At 40.5% G+C, this 18,350-nt stretch carries 13 protein-coding genes and 1 pseudogene; 7 read left to right on the forward strand and 7 right to left on the reverse strand.

Features of this window, described 5'->3' with window-relative positions; translation table 11 throughout:
• Window positions 1–43: 43 nt before the first annotated feature.
• Window positions 44–1,300: a tyrosine--tRNA ligase gene (tyrS, locus tag DXN33_RS06850; RefSeq protein WP_115904685.1), complete on the forward strand. Its 1,257-nt coding sequence runs from the start codon at window positions 44–46 to the stop codon at window positions 1,298–1,300.
• 77 nt (window positions 1,301–1,377) lie between these two features.
• Here the strand turns inward: tyrS and DXN33_RS06855 are convergent, their stop codons facing one another.
• Together DXN33_RS06855 and DXN33_RS06860 are read right to left on the reverse strand one after the other, a co-directional pair.
• Window positions 1,378–3,441, reverse strand: a complete 2,064-nt coding sequence (locus DXN33_RS06855) for a heavy metal translocating P-type ATPase (protein WP_115904686.1) — start codon at window positions 3,439–3,441, stop codon at window positions 1,378–1,380.
• Window position 3,442: 1 nt separating this feature from the next.
• Window positions 3,443–3,721 carry a DUF6110 family protein gene (locus DXN33_RS06860; protein WP_000910909.1) on the reverse strand — a complete coding sequence of 93 codons (279 nt, stop codon included), beginning with the start codon at window positions 3,719–3,721 and terminating at the stop codon, window positions 3,443–3,445.
• Between the two features lie 151 nt (window positions 3,722–3,872).
• Here DXN33_RS06860 and DXN33_RS06865 point away from each other — a divergent pair, with 151 nt between their 5' ends.
• Window positions 3,873–4,721, forward strand: a complete 849-nt coding sequence (locus tag DXN33_RS06865) for a putative RNA methyltransferase (protein WP_115904687.1) — start codon at window positions 3,873–3,875, stop codon at window positions 4,719–4,721.
• Window positions 4,722–4,826: 105 nt separating this feature from the next.
• On the opposite strand, the gene DXN33_RS09810 is transcribed toward DXN33_RS06865, so the two are convergent.
• From DXN33_RS09810 to malQ, 3 genes are all read right to left on the reverse strand, one after another.
• Window positions 4,827–5,033, reverse strand: coding sequence for a hypothetical protein (locus DXN33_RS09810; protein WP_115904688.1), 207 nt, complete (start codon window positions 5,031–5,033; stop codon window positions 4,827–4,829).
• A gap of 774 nt (window positions 5,034–5,807) precedes the next feature.
• Window positions 5,808–8,066, reverse strand: a complete 2,259-nt coding sequence (glgP, locus tag DXN33_RS06880; protein WP_115904689.1) for a glycogen/starch/alpha-glucan family phosphorylase — start codon at window positions 8,064–8,066, stop codon at window positions 5,808–5,810.
• A 25-nt stretch (window positions 8,067–8,091) separates the two neighbouring features.
• A complete protein-coding gene (gene malQ, locus DXN33_RS06885) occupies window positions 8,092–9,609 on the reverse strand; it encodes a 4-alpha-glucanotransferase (RefSeq protein ID WP_115904690.1) in 1,518 nt (505 codons plus the stop codon).
• A 479-nt stretch (window positions 9,610–10,088) separates the two neighbouring features.
• Here malQ and DXN33_RS06890 point away from each other — a divergent pair, with 479 nt between their 5' ends.
• From DXN33_RS06890 to DXN33_RS06915, 5 genes and pseudogenes are all read left to right on the forward strand, one after another.
• Window positions 10,089–11,360, forward strand: coding sequence for an extracellular solute-binding protein (locus DXN33_RS06890; RefSeq protein ID WP_023947615.1), 1,272 nt, complete (start codon window positions 10,089–10,091; stop codon window positions 11,358–11,360).
• 110 nt (window positions 11,361–11,470) lie between these two features.
• Window positions 11,471–12,763, forward strand: coding sequence for a sugar ABC transporter permease (locus DXN33_RS06895; protein ID WP_181897297.1), 1,293 nt, complete (start codon window positions 11,471–11,473; stop codon window positions 12,761–12,763).
• Window position 12,764: 1 nt separating this feature from the next.
• Window positions 12,765–13,607, forward strand: coding sequence for a sugar ABC transporter permease (locus tag DXN33_RS06900; RefSeq protein WP_001065642.1), 843 nt, complete (start codon window positions 12,765–12,767; stop codon window positions 13,605–13,607).
• A gap of 135 nt (window positions 13,608–13,742) precedes the next feature.
• The gene (locus DXN33_RS06905; protein ID WP_045606599.1) at window positions 13,743–14,543 is read left to right on the forward strand and encodes a DUF1189 domain-containing protein; all 801 of its coding nucleotides are present in this window, start codon (window positions 13,743–13,745) and stop codon (window positions 14,541–14,543) included.
• Between the two features lie 9 nt (window positions 14,544–14,552).
• A pseudogene (locus DXN33_RS06915) lies at window positions 14,553–15,540 on the forward strand (LacI family DNA-binding transcriptional regulator).
• A gap of 29 nt (window positions 15,541–15,569) precedes the next feature.
• On the opposite strand, the gene DXN33_RS06920 reads toward DXN33_RS06915, so the two are convergent.
• Together DXN33_RS06920 and aspS are read right to left on the reverse strand one after the other, a co-directional pair.
• The gene (locus DXN33_RS06920) at window positions 15,570–16,511 is read right to left on the reverse strand and encodes a YitT family protein (RefSeq protein WP_115904694.1); all 942 of its coding nucleotides are present in this window, start codon (window positions 16,509–16,511) and stop codon (window positions 15,570–15,572) included.
• On the reverse strand, window positions 16,489–18,252 hold the full coding sequence (gene aspS, locus DXN33_RS06925) for an aspartate--tRNA ligase (RefSeq protein WP_115904695.1): 1,764 nt from the start codon (window positions 18,250–18,252) through the stop codon (window positions 16,489–16,491). The genes DXN33_RS06920 and aspS overlap by 23 nt, the downstream gene beginning before the upstream one ends.
• Between the last annotated feature and the right edge of the window lie 98 nt (window positions 18,253–18,350).

Genomic DNA, 18,350 nt, shown 5'->3' on the forward strand with positions numbered 1-18,350 from the left:
ATACAATAGGTAGAAACAATATTTTATAAAGGAGAAAAGACACATGCACATTTTTGATGAGCTAAAAGAGCGTGGTTTGATTTTTCAAACGACTGATGAAGAAGCTTTGCGTAAAGCCCTAGAAGAAGGTCAAGTTTCTTATTATACTGGCTACGATCCAACTGCTGACAGCCTTCACCTAGGCCACCTTGTCGCAATCTTGACAAGTCGTCGCTTGCAACTAGCAGGTCACAAACCTTATGCGCTCGTTGGCGGTGCTACAGGTCTCATCGGAGATCCGTCCTTCAAAGATGCTGAACGTAGTCTCCAAACAAAAGACACAGTAGATGGCTGGGTCAAGTCTATCCAAGGACAACTTTCTCGTTTTCTTGACTTTGAAAATGGTGAAAATAAAGCTGTCATGGTCAACAACTACGACTGGTTTGGCAGCATCAGCTTCATTGACTTCCTCCGTGATATCGGAAAATACTTTACTGTCAACTACATGATGAGCAAGGAGTCTGTGAAAAAACGGATCGAAACAGGAATTTCATACACTGAGTTTGCCTACCAAATCATGCAAGGTTACGACTTCTTCGTTCTTAACCAAGACCACAACGTAACGCTTCAAATCGGTGGTTCTGACCAGTGGGGAAATATGACAGCTGGTACCGAATTGCTTCGTCGTAAGGCTGACAAGACTGGCCACGTTATCACTGTTCCATTGATCACAGATGCAACTGGTAAGAAATTTGGTAAATCAGAAGGAAACGCAGTCTGGCTCAATCCTGAAAAGACTTCTCCATACGAAATGTACCAATTTTGGATGAACATTATGGACGCAGACGCTGTTCGCTTCTTGAAGATCTTTACTTTCTTGTCACTTGATGAGATTGAAGACATCCGTAAACAATTTGAAGCAGCGCCACACGAACGCTTGGCTCAAAAAGTCTTGGCTCGTGAAGTCGTTACACTTGTTCACGGAGAAGAAGCTTACAAAGAAGCCCTCAACATCACTGAGCAACTCTTTGCAGGAAACATCAAAAACCTTTCTGTTAAAGAGCTCAAACAAGGACTTCGTGGAGTGCCAAACTACCAAGTACAAGCAGACGAAAACCACAATATCGTGGAACTGCTCGTCTCATCTGGTGTAGTAAACTCAAAACGCCAAGCCCGTGAAGATGTTCAAAACGGAGCTATCTACGTCAACGGCGACCGCATCCAAGACCTTGACTATGTCTTGAGTGACGCAGATAAGTTAGAAAATGAACTGACTGTTATCCGTCGTGGGAAGAAAAAATATTTTGTATTGACTTACTAAACTGTTCAACATTTACCTATAAAAAAAGGAGTTACCCTCGAGAAAGGTAACTCCTTTTTGCTGTTAATAACTTTCATCTATCTAGCCTTAATAGACAGGCTACGCAGTACAATGCGCAAGGTTGTTAGATTATGTAAGATAGAGAGATTTGAAGGACTGAGCCAATTAAACAAGCCAAAGCCAATCAAACTACTATTTACGACAACGGTATCTTGAATATTCTTCTTGATGAGTGTTTGCAAAGATGATGATAGCGAATCCAACTCTTGGAAGAAATCCAAACGATTATCTAACAATAAGATATCGCTCATCTGCTTAGAAATATCTGCACTCTCATTCATCACCACACCGATATCTGACAGGGTTAGAGCCGCTGAGTCATTCAAGCCATCTCCAACCATCAAAATAGTGTGACCTGCTTTCTGCAGTTCCTCTACTAACTCAAATTTCCCATCAGGTTTCAAGTCTGTATAGACCTGATCAAAGGGCAAATCTTTGACTAATTCCTCTGTTCTAACCAAGGTGTCCCCTGTTGCCAGAATCAATTTTTTCCCTTGTGCCTTAAGTTTCTCCAAGGCTGCTTTTGCTTCTTTTCTCAAAGGAGTATGAATACAGAACATTCCAATCAATTCATTCTGATAAGCCAAGAATAAGAGATTGTAGTGACTCTTGTACTCTTCAATTAAAGCATTTTGTTCTGAACTGATATGAATTTGCTCATCCTGCATCAAAACATAATTCCCAATAAGAACTGGTTGCCCATCTATATGAGATTTGATCCCCTTGCTTGCGATATATTGGAGTTTCCCATGCATTTCCTCATGTTCAATTCCCTCTATCTCAGCTTGCTTGACGATGGCATTAGCAATAGGATGATAAATGTGTTCCTCAAGACAGGCACTGATTCTGAGAATATCTTCCTCACTATAGTCCCCAAAAGGTAACACCTTTTCAACTATAGGATAACTAGTTGTGATTGTTCCCGTCTTATCAAACAAGAAAGTATCAACTTCCAGGTATTTCTCCAGAACATCCCCATCCTTAATCACCATTTCACGGTTCAACCCCTCCTTGATAGCTGTCAAATAAGCTACAGGAGTAGAGATTTTCAAAGCGCAGGAGAAATCGACCAATAGGAAAGAAATAGCCTTAGAAAAAGAACCTGTCAATAGGTAAGTCAGCCCAGCCCCCAAGAAATTATATTTGACGACCTTATCCGCCATTTTGATGAAATAGCGTTGTTTCGTTTTCTTGTTTTCTTCAGATTTCTTCATCAACTCAATCAGTTGTAAAATCCGGCTGTTCATCTGATTATCGGTTACACGAATGCGCAACTCTCCAGTTTCTAATACTGTATTTGCACAAACCAAATCAGACTCTCTTTTTTCAACTGGAAAACTCTCTCCCGTCAAGGAACTTTCGTTGACCATACCTAAACCTGAAACTACTTGTCCATCAAACAGAATTTCATTTCCTTGAGATAGGACCAAGACATCTCCTATTTGAACATCGGAACTCTTGATACTAACAACCGTATCCCCCTGTACTAGAAATACATCGCTCTCTTTTGCAAGAAGGCTTTGTTCTAAATCTGTTGCAGTTTTTTTCAAGGACCACTGATCTAAATGATTCCCCAAATCAAGCATAAACATGATATTGCTAGCTGTCTTGGATTGGTTCATAAACAAGGACAATAAAATCGCCGAACAGTCCAAAACTTCCATCGTTAGTTCCTTACGCGCTAGTGTTTGATAGGCTTCTCTAATATAGCCAAAAGCCTGATAACAAGTCCATATATAGCGAATAGGATACGGCACAAAACTACGAAAAAGTATACGCTTAATCGCTGCACCTGAGACAATAGAATAAGCACTCTCTTCTCTACGAATGGGAAGAGTCATCAACTCAGAAACTTTCCCTTTATCAATTCTTTTTAAAAAGGCTTCTGTATTATCTAATACAGAAAAGCCTTCTTTTATGCGTAGAGTAAAGTGCTGTTGATCCATGTAAAACTGGATAGACTCAATCCCCTTTTCATCTCTCGCCAAGGAACGAAGATAGTCTTGAATATCCAAGGTGAGTGAAAAAGAAGACGATAGTCGGATATGTTGATATCCTCTATGTAGCACTTTAAAAGACATATTATTCTCCTATAAGGCTATCTAATTGCTCTTCTTTTTTCTCTTGCTCGTACAAATATTTGGCATCTTGCAAGACATCATCTCCATGTTGCTTCACAACAGAAACAGATGCATCTAGCTCGTCTTTCAACTTATAAGCCTTAGCCAAAGCTTTAGAATAACCTTTTTTAGCTTCCTTACTTGCTAAGATTTTCAAACCAAGGGTACCAAATGCGACACCACCCAAAAAGAGTGATGATTTTTTCGCAACTTTTGCAACGGTTAATACTTCTTTTAACATACTTATTTCCTCCTTATCATTATTATATAGCAATTTAGATATAAAAGCAATTTCATTCCATAAATTGGAAAATTAGTTTTATTTCTACTGAATCTCCCATCTACTTATTCCTAAAGTTGCTTTCATTTGCCTCTTTTGATACACTTAAACTATGAATACAAATCTCAAACCTAAACTTCAGCGCTTCGCTTCTGCGACTGCCTTTGCCTGTCCTATCTGTCAAGAAAATCTGACTCTGCTAGAGACTAGTTTCAAGTGCTACAACCGTCATTCTTTTGACTTGGCGAAATTCGGCTATGTCAATCTAGCCCCTCAAATCAAGCAATCTGCCAACTACGACAAGGAAAACTTTCAAAATCGCCAACAAATCCTAGAAGCCGGCTTTTACCAAGCTATTTTAGATGCTGTATCTGACTTGCTTGCAAGCTCAAAAACTACCACAACAATTTTGGATATCGGTTGTGGTGAAGGTTTCTACTCTCGTAAACTCCAAGAAAGTCACTCTGAAAAAACTTTCTATGCCTTTGATATTTCCAAAGATTCCGTCCAAATCGCTGCCAAGAGTGAACCAAACTGGGCAGTCAATTGGTTCGTTGGTGACTTGGCTCGTCTTCCTATAAAAGACGCCAGCATGGATATCCTGCTTGATATCTTCTCACCTGCCAACTATGGAGAATTTCGTCGCGTTTTATCCAAAGACGGCATCTTGATAAAGGTTATTCCAACTGAAAATCACCTCAAGGAAATCCGTCAGAAGGTACAAGACCAGCTGACAAACAAGGAGTATTCCAACCAAGATATCAAAAATCATTTCCAAAACAACTTCACTATCTTATCCAGTAAAACTGCCTCTCTGACCAAGACTATCACAGCAGATCAGCTCCAAGCCCTACTCAGCATGACACCCCTACTCTTTCACATCGACCAGAGCAAGATTGACTGGAGCCAACTGACAGAGATTACTATTGAGGCTGAGATTCTGGTTGGGAGAGTACTATAATTGACACAAAAACCGCATTTCAAGAAGATATGCGGTTTTAAATTGCAATTTTTAAACTATCTATCCGAAAAATTTAGGAAATTTACCAATTCTAAGTTCTAATCTTTATTTTCGATTCGAGATAACAAACTTATCAATAAATAGTAAGTGATATAATGCAAGTGTAATTCCAAATAAGCACCCATGATAAGAGATTTCTTGATGAGAAAGCGGAAAAAGAGTATCATTACCCATCAAGAGGCATGTTAAAATAACAAATAGAATCCAAAATAAATCCGTCCATTTATATTTTGAAAAATATTTTTTCCACATAAAAACACCTTCTTTCCTACAATTATATTATAATAATTTGTGTAAGCGAATACAAGAAATATGAGGTAATCAACTACAAAGAAATATAAGGCTGAAGACAGTGAAAACCAGCATTTTAAGCGCTGGTTTACTGTTTTAAACTAGGTTTCTTACAAGCTTACTAACACTTAGCTTTTAAAAAAGTTAGTTTTTGAAGCGCTTGGATAAATAGAATCTAGAAAACAGAAAAAACTAAAAAGAATGTAGGGAAATAAACCCTACATTCTTAAAATAACTTAGTACATAAATGACAATGCTGTCGCCGCCATCAATATTGCAAGAACTATTTTCCAAATTTTTTTATTTTTTCCAAAAATCTTATCAGGTAACAAGCTTATTACAAGAAAGGTAATAAACAACACCAATTTAAGTGTATATATCATAAGAACACCTTCTTTCCTATAATCATATTATAATACTTTGTGTAAGCGAATACAAGGGATATGAGGTAATCAACTGCGAAGAAACAAAAGGATGAAAGACAGTAAAAACCAGCATTTCTAAACCTTCACTGTATCTAGGATTTATCTATTTTTAAACAAGATTGTTCCAAATCCACAGCATTCAAAAAAGCGAATTTCAATTGAAATTCGCTTTATAGGAAAGTGTATTAGTATAAATCTTGTATCTTATACTCAATGAAAATCAAAGAGCAAACTAGGAAGCTAGCCGCAGGCTGTACTTGAGTACGGCAAGGCGACGCTGACGTGGTTTGAATTTGATTTTCGAAGAGTATTAGTTCAAATGCCAGATATCTTCGTTATACTGAGCGATTGTACGGTCAGATGAGAAGAATCCTGCTTTAGAAATGTTAACAATGACTTTATCCAACCATGCGTCACGGTCTTCGTAGTCAGCCAACATTTGTTCTTTAACCTTGATGTAGTCTTCCAAGTCAAGAAGAGTCATGAACCAGTCTTTGTTGATCAATTCATTGTAAAGACGTTCCAAGCGCTCTTTGTTTCCAGCTGCAAGAACTGCATCGCTAACGATGAAGTCAACCAATGGTTTGATAGCTTCACGAGCGTAGAATTCGCTTGATTTGTAAGCTGCTTTTTCGTAAAGGTCGATAACAGTTTCTGAATCTTCACCAAAGATGTAGATATTTTCGTCTCCAACCAACTCAGCGATTTCCACGTTAGCACCGTCCATAGTACCAAGAGTCAAAGCTCCGTTCAACATGAATTTCATGTTACCAGTACCTGAAGCTTCTTTAGAAGCAAGTGAGATTTGTTCTGAGATATCACATGCTGGGATAAGGAAGCTTGCTGCAGTAACGTTGTAGTTTTCAACCATAACTACTTGCAAGTGTGGAGCTACTGCTGGATCGTTAGCAATAACTTCTGACATGCAAAGGATCAAGTGGATAATGTCTTGAGCGATTGTGTAGGCTGGAGCTGCTTTACCACCAAAGAAGATTGTAATTGGACGAGCAGGGATGTTACCAGCTTTGATGTCAAGGTATTTGTGGATCACGTACAAAGCGTTCATTTGTTGGCGTTTGTACTCGTGAAGACGTTTGATTTGGATATCAAAGATAGAGTTTGTATTGATTTCCACACCTTGGTGTTCTTTCAAGTGACGAGCCAATTTACGTTTGTTGTGAGCCTTGATGCTTTCCAATTTTTCTTTGACAGCTGCTTTGTCTTCATAAGACAAGAGTTTTTCAAGCTCATCTGCTTCATGGTGCCAACCTTCTCCAATAATCTCATCCAAGTAGTGAGACAATCTTGGGTTAGCATGCATGAGCCAACGACGGAAAGTGATACCGTTTGTTTTGTTGTTGAATTTTTCTGGGTAAAGATCGTAGAAGGCTTTCAATTCAGAGTTCTTCAAGATTTCAGTGTGGAGTGCTGCTACCCCGTTAACACTGTATCCGTAGTGGATATCCATGTGAGCCATGTGAACACGTCCGCTCTCATCGATGATTTGAACAGCTGGATCTTTGTATTCTGCTTTCACGCGACGGTCCAATTCTTCGATGATTGGAACCAAGTGAGGAACCACTTCTTGCAAGAATTCAAGAGGCCATTTTTCAAGGGCTTCAGCAAGGATTGTGTGGTTAGTATAGGCAGTCATGCTACGAACGATTGAGATTGCTTCGTCAAGTTCGATACCACGAGCAGTCAAAAGACGGATCAATTCAGGAATAACCATTGATGGGTGAGTATCGTTGATTTGGACAACTGCGTAGTCAGCAAGGTCATGCAAGTTGCTTCCTTTTTCGATTGCTTCTTCGATGATCAATTGCGCACCGTTTGAAACCATGAAGTATTGTTGGAAGATACGGAGCAATTCACCTTGACGGTCACTATCATCTGGGTAAAGGAAAAGAGTCAAGTTGCGAGCGATGTCTGTCTTGTCAAAGTTGATACCGTCTTTAATGATAGAAGAATCAACAGAATCCAAGTCAAACAAACGCAAGCGGTTCTTCGTTTCTGTCTTGTAACCAGGTACATCGATATCGTAAAGAGTTGATGTCAATGTGAAGTGAGCAAATGGTACTTGGTAGCTACGGCTTGAGCGAACCAACCAGTTTTGCTCTGTCAACCATGCATTTGGAATTGTTTCTTGTTGGTTGTTTTTAAGAACTTGTTGGAAAAGACCGTAGTGGTAGTTAAGACCAACACCGTCACCGTTCAAACCAAGAGTAGCAATTGAGTCGATAAAGCAGGCAGCCAAACGTCCCAAACCACCATTACCAAGAGATGGTTCCAATTCAACTTCTTCAACTTCGATCAAATCTTTACCTGCAGCTGCAAGTTCTTTTTTGACATCGTCGTAAAGACCAAGGTTGATCAAGTTGTTTGACAAAAGTTTACCAATCAAGAACTCAGCTGAGATGTAGTAAACTTTTTTCTTACCAGTGTTAACTGGTTTTTTGCTACTTGCAAGCTTGCTGTAGTTAAGAAGAGCCAGGTAAAGCTCTTCATTGCTACATTCTGCAATGGTTTTATTGTAACGATTTTGTACAAATTCTTGTAGTGATAACATGTTTAAGGTGTCTCCTGATATTGTATTATTTCTTTAATTCTACCAAATTTTCATTGATTCGGCGATAGATTGTTGTCAAGTCAAGCAAGCCTTCCTCGACAGCTGGTGTCAATTGATCTTCAGTCATACGCCAAGACCAGTTTCCACCAAGGGTAGATGGGAAGTTCATACGAGCTGCCTCATCCAATTCTAGCAAATCTTGCATAGTTGCAATTGCCATGAAGCTAACTGATGAAAAGACTGTACGAAGCATAGCATGTGGCACTGTTTCGTATTCTTTACGGTTCGTGTAGCGAGCCATGTATTCACGAGTCGCATCATCGATCTCGTTACGGTACCAACCAAGGACCGTATTGTTATCGTGTGTTCCTGTGTACATAACTGAGTTAGCAGGTGCCAAGTGTGGGCTATCGATACTTTCATCTTCTGGGTTGAAGGCAAATTGAAGAATCTTCATCCCTGGGAAGCCAGTACGTTCACGCAATTCGATGACTTCGTCTGTCATGAAACCAAGATCTTCTGCGATGATGTTTAACTCACCAAGCTCTTCCTTAACGGCTGCAAAAAGCTTGTAGCCAGGACCTTTCACCCACTCACCAGGTGCTGCTGTATCAGAACCAGCAGGGATTTCCCAGTAAGATTCGAAGCCACGGAAGTGGTCAATACGAACGATGTCGTAGATTTTGAAGCTTTCACGCAAGCGTTCAATCCACCATTTGTAGCCGTCTTTGTCCATTGCTTCCCAGTCATAGATTGGGTTACCCCAAAGCTGACCAGTTGCAGAAAATTCATCTGGTGGGCATCCTGCGATGCAAGTAGCCTTACCATTGACATCTGTCTTGAAGAGATGTGGATTTGCCCACATATCGCTTGAATCTTCCGCTACGTAAATTGGCATGTCTCCAACGATTTCGATATGGTTGTCGTTAGCGTAAGCTTTCAATTTCAACCATTGTTGGAAGAAGAAGTATTGAGTCACACGGTGGTAAACCAACTTGTCTGCCAATTGCTCACGGTAGCTTGCAAGTGCTGAAGCTTTACGAGCACGAGCATCTGCATCTGGCCATTCAGTCCAAGCAAGATTGTCAAAATGCTCTTTGATAGCCATATACTCTGCAAAGAGTTCAAGCCATGATTGGTTGTCTTGAGCAAATTTCTCAAAATCTTTAACATCTCCCACTTCCAAGAAACGTTTTACCGCTTTTTCTAAAAGAGGACGACGTGCATAGTAAATTTTCGCATAATCAACTTCAGACGCATCACTACCAAAGTCAACCCCTTCAAGGTCACTTGCTTGTAACAAGCCTTGCTCCACTAAGATATCTAAATCGATAAAATGAGTGTTCCCTGCGAAGGCTGAGAAAGATTGGTAAGGAGAATCTCCGTAACTAGTTGTCCCTAGTGGAAGGATTTGCCAGTAACGTTGTTTTGTGCGAACCAAGAAATCAACGAAGTCGTAAGCACTTTTACCAAATGATCCGATTCCGTATGCTCCTGGAAGAGAAGAAATGTGCATCAACACACCACTTTGACGTTTTTTCATAATAAGCACCTCGTGTGTTTATAGTTAGATATTACATTTTTATGAACGCAAACGTTTGCGCTATTACTAGTATAGCTTATTTTCTTGATAAATGCAAGCGGTTTTAAATAACTTTTTTGATTATTTTTTAAAAATTTTTTCTTCTTACTCGTATATATATTCTTTCAGGAAGCAAACAAAATAGGAATAAGGCTTTCACTTATCTTATTAAGCAAAAATAAAGTGAGAATCCTCTCTACTTTCCATTTGTAAATTAGGCAATCGTTTTCCCAACTTTTTTTAAATTTAAAACAAAACCGATTTTTGGGATTTTCTACTATTATAAACAAATAAAACGCTTACCCTTTTCGTGAATTTTTTTTAAAATTTTTACAAAAAACACTTGCAACCGCTTTCCAATTGTGCTATACTAGTCCCATAAAGGAAAACGTTTGCGTTTCCTCATTATAAAATTTGTTATTCTTTAGGAGGAATACACTATGTCATCTAAATTCATGAAGAGCGCTGCTGTGCTTGGAACTGCTACACTTGCTAGCTTGCTTTTGGTAGCTTGCGGAAGCAAAACTGCTGATAAGCCTGCTGATTCTGGTTCATCTGAAGCCAAAGAACTCACTTTCTACGTTGAAGACCAATATAAAGCCTTTGCTGAATCAGCTGCAAAAGCTTACGAAAAAGAAGCTGGCGTAAAAGTTACCATCAAAACAGGAGACCAAATGGGTGGGCTTGACAAACTTTCTCTTGACAACCAATCAGGTCAAGCTGCTGACGTTATGATGGCTCCATACGACCGTGTAGGTAGCCTTGGTACTGACGGACAACTTTCAGAAGTTAAATTGAGCGACGGCGCTAAAACAGATGATAAAACTAAATCTCTTGTAACAGCTGCTGATGGTAAAGTTTACGGTGCTCCTGCTGTTATCGAGTCACTTGTTATGTACTACAACAAAGACTTGGTAAAAGAAGCTCCAAAAACTTTTGCTGACTTAGAAAACCTTGCTAAAGATAGCAAATATGCCTTCGCTGGAGAAGATGGAAAAACTTCTGCTTTCCTAGCTGACTGGACAAACTTCTACTATGCATATGGACTTCTTGCTGGTAACGGTGCTTACGTATTCGGACAAAACGGTAAAGACGCCAAAGATATCGGTCTTGCAAACGACGGTTCTATCGCAGGTATCAACTACGCTAAATCTTGGTATGAAAAATGGCCTAAAGGTATGCAAGATACTGAAGGTGCTGGCAACTTAATCCAAACTCAATTCCAAGAAGGTAAAACAGCTGCTATCATCGACGGACCTTGGAAAGCTCAAGCCTTTAAAGATGCTAAAGTAAACTACGGTGTTGCAACTATCCCAACTCTTCCAAATGGAAAAGAATATGCTGCATTCGGTGGTGGTAAAGCTTGGATCATCCCATCAAGCACTAAGAACCTTGAAGGCGCTCAAAAATTTGTAGACTTCCTTGTTTCAACTGAAGAACAAAAAGCCTTCTACGATACAACTAACGAAATCCCAGCTAACACTGAAGCTCGTACATATGCTGAAGGTAAAAATGATGAGTTGACAACAGCTGTTATCAAACAGTTCAAGAACGCTCAACCAATGCCAAACATCTCTCAAATGTCTGCAGTTTGGGATCCAGCGAAAACTATGCTCTTTGATGCTGTAAGTGGTAAGAAAGATGCGAAAACAGCTGCTAACGACGCTGTAACATTGATCAAAGAAACAATCAAACAAAAATTTGGTGAATAAAAAATTTGTTCAAGGGGGGTGGAAATCAAATCCCCCTTTGAATTTATCAATCAAAAACATATATAGTTTAGGTTTTAATTAGAAACCAGTATCCTATGAAAGGAGTTATTATGGAAAAGCAACAACCTAGTAAAGCAGCTCTGCTGTCTATCATTCCTGGGTTAGGACAGATTTACAATAAACAAAAAGCCAAAGGTTTTATCTTCCTTGGTGTAACCATCGTATTCGTCCTTTACTTCCTAGCACTTGCAGCCCCTGAATTGAGCAATCTCATCACTCTTGGTGACAAACCAGGTCGTGATAATTCCCTCTTTATGCTGATTCGTGGTGCCTTCCATTTAATCTTTGTAGTTGTTTATGTACTCTTTTATTTCGCAAATATCAAAGACGCACATACAACTGCCAAACACATTAACAATGGCATACCAGTAGCACTTACCTTTAAAGAAATGGTCAAAGGAATCTATGAAAATGGCTTCCCTTACCTCTTAATCATTCCATCTTACATTGCCATGACTTTTGCGATTATCTTCCCAGTTATCGTAACCTTGATGATCGCCTTTACCAACTACGACTTCCAACACTTGCCACCAAACAAATTGTTGGACTGGGTTGGTTTGACCAACTTTACAAACATTTGGAGCTTGAGTACCTTCCGTTCTGCCTTTGGTGCCGTCCTTTCTTGGACTATCATCTGGGCTTTATCTGCCTCAACTTTACAGATCGTCATTGGTATCTTCACAGCTATCATTGCTAACCAACCATTTATCAAAGGAAAACGTATCTTCGGTGTTATTTTCCTTCTTCCTTGGGCTGTCCCAGCCTTCATCACTATCTTGACATTCTCAAACATGTTTAATGATAGTGTCGGGGCTATCAACACTCAAGTCTTGCCGATCTTTGCTAAATTCCTTCCTTTCCTTGATGGGGCGCTTATTCCTTGGAAAACAGACCCAACTTGGACTAAGATTGCCTTGATTATGATGCAAGGTTGGCTTGGATTCCCATATATCTACGTTTTGACCTTGGGTATCTTGCAATCTATTCCTAACGACCTTTACGAAGCAGCTTATATTGACGGTGCTAATGCTTGGCAAAAATTCCGCAACATCACTTTCCCAATGATCTTGGCTGTTGCTGCACCTACTTTGATTAGCCAATACACCTTCAACTTTAACAACTTCTCTATCATGTACCTCTTCAATGGTGGAGGTCCTGGTAGTGTCGGAGGGGGAGCTGGTTCAACTGATATCTTGATCTCATGGATCTACCGTTTGACAACAGGTACATCTCCTCAATACTCAATGGCGGCTGCTGTTACCTTGATTATCTCTATCATTGTCATCTCAATCTCTATGATCGCATTCAAGAAACTACACGCATTTGATATGGAGGACGTCTAAGATGAATAACTCAATTAAACTCAAACGTAGACTGACTCAAACCCTTACTTACCTCTACTTGATTGGTCTATCAATCGTGATTATCTATCCACTGTTGATTACCATCATGTCAGCCTTTAAAGCAGGTAACGTCGCAGCCTTTAAACTTGATACTAACATCGACTTCAATTTTGATAACTTTAAAGGACTCTTTACTGAAACTCTATACGGTACTTGGTATCTCAATACCTTGATCATCGCCTTGGTTACCATGGCGGTTCAAACAAGTATCATCGTACTTGCTGGTTATGCCTACAGCCGTTACAACTTCTTGGCTCGTAAACAAAGTTTGGTCTTCTTCTTGATTATCCAAATGGTGCCAACCATGGCCGCTTTGACAGCCTTCTTCGTTATGGCGCTTATGTTGAACGCCCTTAACCACAGCTGGTTCCTCATCTTCCTATACGTTGGTGGTGGTATCCCGATGAATGCTTGGCTCATGAAAGGCTACTTCGATACAGTGCCAATGTCTCTAGACGAATCTGCAAAACTAGACGGTGCAGGACACTTCCGTCGCTTCTGGCAAATTGTTCTTCCACTTGTTCGCCCAATGGTTGCCGTACAAGCTCTCTGGGCCTTCATGGGACCTTTCGGGGACTACATCCTCTCTAGTTTCTTGCTTCGTGAGAAAGAATACTTTACTGTTGCCGTTGGTCTCCAAACCTTCGTCAACAATGCGAAGAACTTGAAGATTGCCTACTTCTCAGCAGGTGCTATCCTCATCGCCCTTCCAATCTGTATTCTCTTCTTCTTCCTACAAAAGAACTTTGTTTCAGGACTTACAAGTGGTGGCGACAAGGGATAATATATCCCCGCCACCCTTTTCTTATTGCTACAAAATATATACTAACAACAAGCAATTTATCCCCTAGACTTGAAATAAAGCACATTTCTCTATATAATAATACTCATATAGAAAACACCTTTTAGAAAGATACCTATGCTTCCATATCCATTTTCCTATTTTTCAAGTATTTGGGGATTTCGTAAGCCCCTGTCCAAACGTTTCGGGCTCAACTGGTTTCAACTGCTCTTTACCAGTATCTTCCTTATCAGCTTGTCCATGGTACCCATTGCCATCCAAAACAGTTCACAAGATACTTATCCGCTAGAAACCTTTATCGATAATGTCTATGAACCTCTTACAGATGAGGTTGTCCAGGATCTCTCTGAACACGCTGCAATTGTTGATGGCACATTAACTTATACAGGAACAGCTAATCAAGCACCTTCTCTTTTAATCGGTCCAAGTCAAAGCAAGGAATTACCTAAGGACTTGCAACTGCATTTCGATACGAAAGAACTAGTCATCAGCAAGGAAAGCAAGGAATTGACCCGTATCTCTTACCGAGCGATTAAGACTGAAAGTTTCAAAAGCAAGGACAGCTTGACTCAAGCGATTTCTAAAGACTGGTACCAACAAAATCGTGTCTATATCAGTCTCTTCCTAGTTCTCGGTGCTAGCTTCCTCTTTGGTTTAAATTTCTTTATCGTTTCTCTAGGAGCTAGTCTTCTCCTTTATATCACTAAGAAATCACGCCTCTTTTCATTTAGAACCTTTAAAGAGTGCTACCATTTTATCTTGAACTGTTTAGGATTACCAACTCTGATTACGCTTATTTTGGGCTTGTTTGGCCAAAATATGACAACTCTGATTACCGTACAAAACATTCTTTTTGTTCTATATCTGGTCACTATCTTTTATAAAACGCATTTCCGTGATCCAGATTACCATAAATAGGAGATTTTTATGCCCGTTACGATTAAAGACGTGGCCAAGGCTGCTGGTGTTTCGCCTTCAACCGTAACCCGTGTTATTCAAAATAAATCAACCATTAGCGACGAAACAAAAAAAACGCGTTCGCAAGGCGATGAAGGAGCTCAATTACCACCCCAACCTCAACGCTCGTAGCTTGGTAAGTAGTTATACCCAAGTTATCGGCTTGGTCCTTCCTGACGACTCAGACGCCTTCTATCAAAATCCTTTCTTCCCATCTGTCCTCCGTGGTATCGCCCAAGTCGCCTCTGAAAACCACTATGCTATTCAGATTGCAACAGGTAAAGATGAAAAAGAGCGCCTTAAAGCTATTTCACAGATGGTTTACGGTAAACGTGTGGATGGTTTGATTTTCCTTTATGCCGAAGAGGAAGATCCCTTGGTCAAACTGGTCGCTGATGAGCAGTTTCCCTTCCTCATCCTAGGAAAATCTATTTCACCCTTCATCCCTCTTGTCGATAATGACAATGTCCAAGCTGGTTTTGATGCGACCGAATATTTCATCAAAAAAGGCTGCAAGCGAATTGCCTTTATCGGAGGTGCTAAGAAACTTTTCGTTACACAAGACCGTCTAACTGGTTACGAATCTGCGCTCAAGCAATACCAACTGCCTATTGATGGAAATTTAACCTATTTTGCAACGGAGTTCCTAGAAGAAAAAGGGTATCAATTTAGCAAGCTCCTCTTTCAGCATGATCCACAAATCGATGCTATCATCACAACCGATAGTCTCCTAGCTGAAGGGGTCTGTGATTATATCACAAAGCACCAACTGGATGTCCCTGTTCTCAGCTTTGACTCGGTCAATCCCAAGCTCAACTTGGCGGCCTATGTCGATATCAATAGCTTAGAACTTGGTCGTGTTTCTCTTGAAACTATCCTCCAGATTATCAACGATGCTAAAAGCAATAAGCAAATTTGTTATCGTCAGTTAATTGCTCATAAAATTATCGAAAAATAAAAACCAGCTCGCGCTGGTTTTTTTAGTCACTAATTTTCTGTTTCAACGAATCGTCCTAGAATATGAACATTCTCAGATACAGAGACAAAGGCACCTGGATCCACCTGTTTCATAATCTGTTTAAATTCATTAAACTCTGCACGTGTAATGACAGTGATTAAAACTGCCTTTCTTTCGTGATTATAGGTTCCTTCTGCATCGTGGATCATGGTTGCTCCGCGGTGCAATTTTTTATGGATTTTTTCAATTACTTTATCTGGATGATTGGTCACAATCATGGCCTGCATGCGTTTTTGCTTGGTAAAGACCGCATCTGTCACACGGCTAGAGACAAAGATCGTAATCATAGAGTAGAGAGCGTATTTCCAGCCAAAGGTCAAGCCTGCTATCAGCATGATAGTCCCATTTACCAAGAAAGAAATACTACCAACATTCTTACCCGTTTTTTTGCGGATGGTCAGACTGACAATATCCGTCCCACCACTGGAGATATTGTTTCGAAGAGCAAAACCAATCCCCAAGCCCATGACAACACCCCCAAAAAGGGCATTGATAATGGGATCCTCCGTTAAGGTCGCCACAGGGACAAACTGGATAAAGAAGGAACTCATGGATACCGTTATAAAGGTAAAGACGGTGAACTTATGGCCAATCTGATACCAAGCCAAGACCATCAAAGGAAAATTAATGGCGTAAAAGGTCAGTGAAATCGGAATGTGAAAACCAAACCAGTGATTACTCAAGGCAGAGACAATCTGTGCCAGACCTGTCGCACCACTCGAATACACATGCCCCGGTTGGAAAAAGAAATTGACCGCTACTGCTGATAAAAAACCATAGACCAGAGAGGCCGAAATCTTCTCGTCATACTTCTCACGAGAGATGCTTTGTAAGACACGTAAAATTTTTATCTGATGGGCAAAGCGACGCAGATAATAGCGCCACCGCTTAATTCGTTTTGCTTGTTTCATCTTCTTCTATTTGTAAGCTGAGTTCCTCTAGTTGTTTGAGAGCTACTGTTGAAGGAGCTTGTGTCATTGGGTCAGTTGCCTTGTTGTTCTTAGGAAAGGCAATAACTTCACGGATATTTTCTTCTCCAGCAAGCAACATAACAAAACGGTCAAGCCCGATAGCCAAGCCACCGTGTGGTGGGAAACCATAGTCCATGGCTTCAAGAAGGAAACCAAACTGGTCATTTGCTTCTTCAGCTGAGAAACCAAGAGCCTTGAACATGCGTTCTTGAAGGTCTTTTTGGTTGATACGAAGGCTACCACCACCAAGCTCATAACCGTTCAAGACGATATCGTAAGCAATGGCACGAACCTTAGCCAAATCACCTTCTAATTCGTGAGCAGTCTCTTCCTGTGGAAGGGTAAACGGATGGTGGGCGCTCATGTAGCGACCTTCTTCTTCAGACCATTCAAACATTGGCCAGTCAACTACCCAAAGGAAGTTGAACTTATCATTATCAATCAAACCAAGCTCTTTGGCAATACGTCCACGAAGGGCACCGAGCGTTGCATTAGCCACTTCAAGCGTATCCGCTACAAAGAGGACCAAGTCCTTATCTTTAAGAGCAAGAGTTGTTGTCAATTCTGCTTGGATACCTGTCAAGAACTTAGCAACTGGTCCGTTTAATTCTCCGTCAACTACCTTGACCCAAGCAAGACCTTTGGCACCGTACTGTTTGGCTACTTCTGTCATCTTGTCGATATCTTTACGTGAATAGTTGTCCGCAGCTCCTTTGACCACAATTGCTTTTACAGCAGGTGCTTCTGAAAAGACTTTAAAGTCTACACCTTTGACCACTTCTGTCAAGTCTTGAAGCAACATGTCAAAACGGGTATCTGGCTTGTCAGAACCGTAAAGAGCCATAGCGTCATCGTATTTCATACGAGGGAATGGAAGCGTCACTTCGATGCCTTTTGTTTCCTTCATCACGCGCGCAATCAAGCCTTCTGTGATATCTTGGATTTCTTGCTCAGTAAGGAAAGATGTTTCCAAGTCGACCTGGGTAAACTCAGGCTGGCGGTCACCACGCAAGTCCTCATCACGGAAACATTTGACGATTTGGTAGTAACGGTCAAAACCAGCATTCATCAAGAGTTGTTTCGTGATTTGTGGACTTTGAGGAAGAGCGTAAAAATGCCCTTTATTAACACGAGACGGCACCAAATAGTCACGCGCCCCTTCTGGCGTTGACTTAGAAAGGAATGGTGTCTCCACGTCGATAAACTCCAACTCATCCAAATAGTTGCGGATAGAGTGGGTCACCTTGGCACGAAGTTTAAGATTTTCCAACATTTCTGGACGACGAAGGTCAAGATAACGGTAACGCAAACGTGTATCGTCATTGGCCTCAATGCCATCCTTAATCTCAAATGGGGTTGTCTTAGCTGTATTAAGCACTGTCAGAGCTGTCACGTTTAACTCAACTGCACCAGTTGGTAACTTATCATTGGCTTGCTCACGCGCAGCGACCTGTCCAGTCACCTCGATAACAAATTCGCTACGAAGGCTTTCAGCTGTTTCCATGACCTCTGCAGAGACTTTTTCAGGGTTAATAACCAACTGCATGATTCCTTCACGGTCACGAAGATCGATAAAGATCAAACCACCCAGGTCACGACGACGGCCAACCCATCCTTTCAAGGTTATTTCTTGTCCGATGTGTTCCTCGCGAACACGACCAGCATACATACTACGTTTCATTATTTCTCTCCTCTTTTATTCTGTTACTATTTTACCATAAAAGCGCAGGCTCTTCATGAAAATCATCAGAAAAGTTTGCCAGTCTTTAAAAATCAAGT

It is taken from the genome of Streptococcus sp. NM, assembly GCF_003390135.1.
GTDB lineage: Bacteria > Bacillota > Bacilli > Lactobacillales > Streptococcaceae > Streptococcus.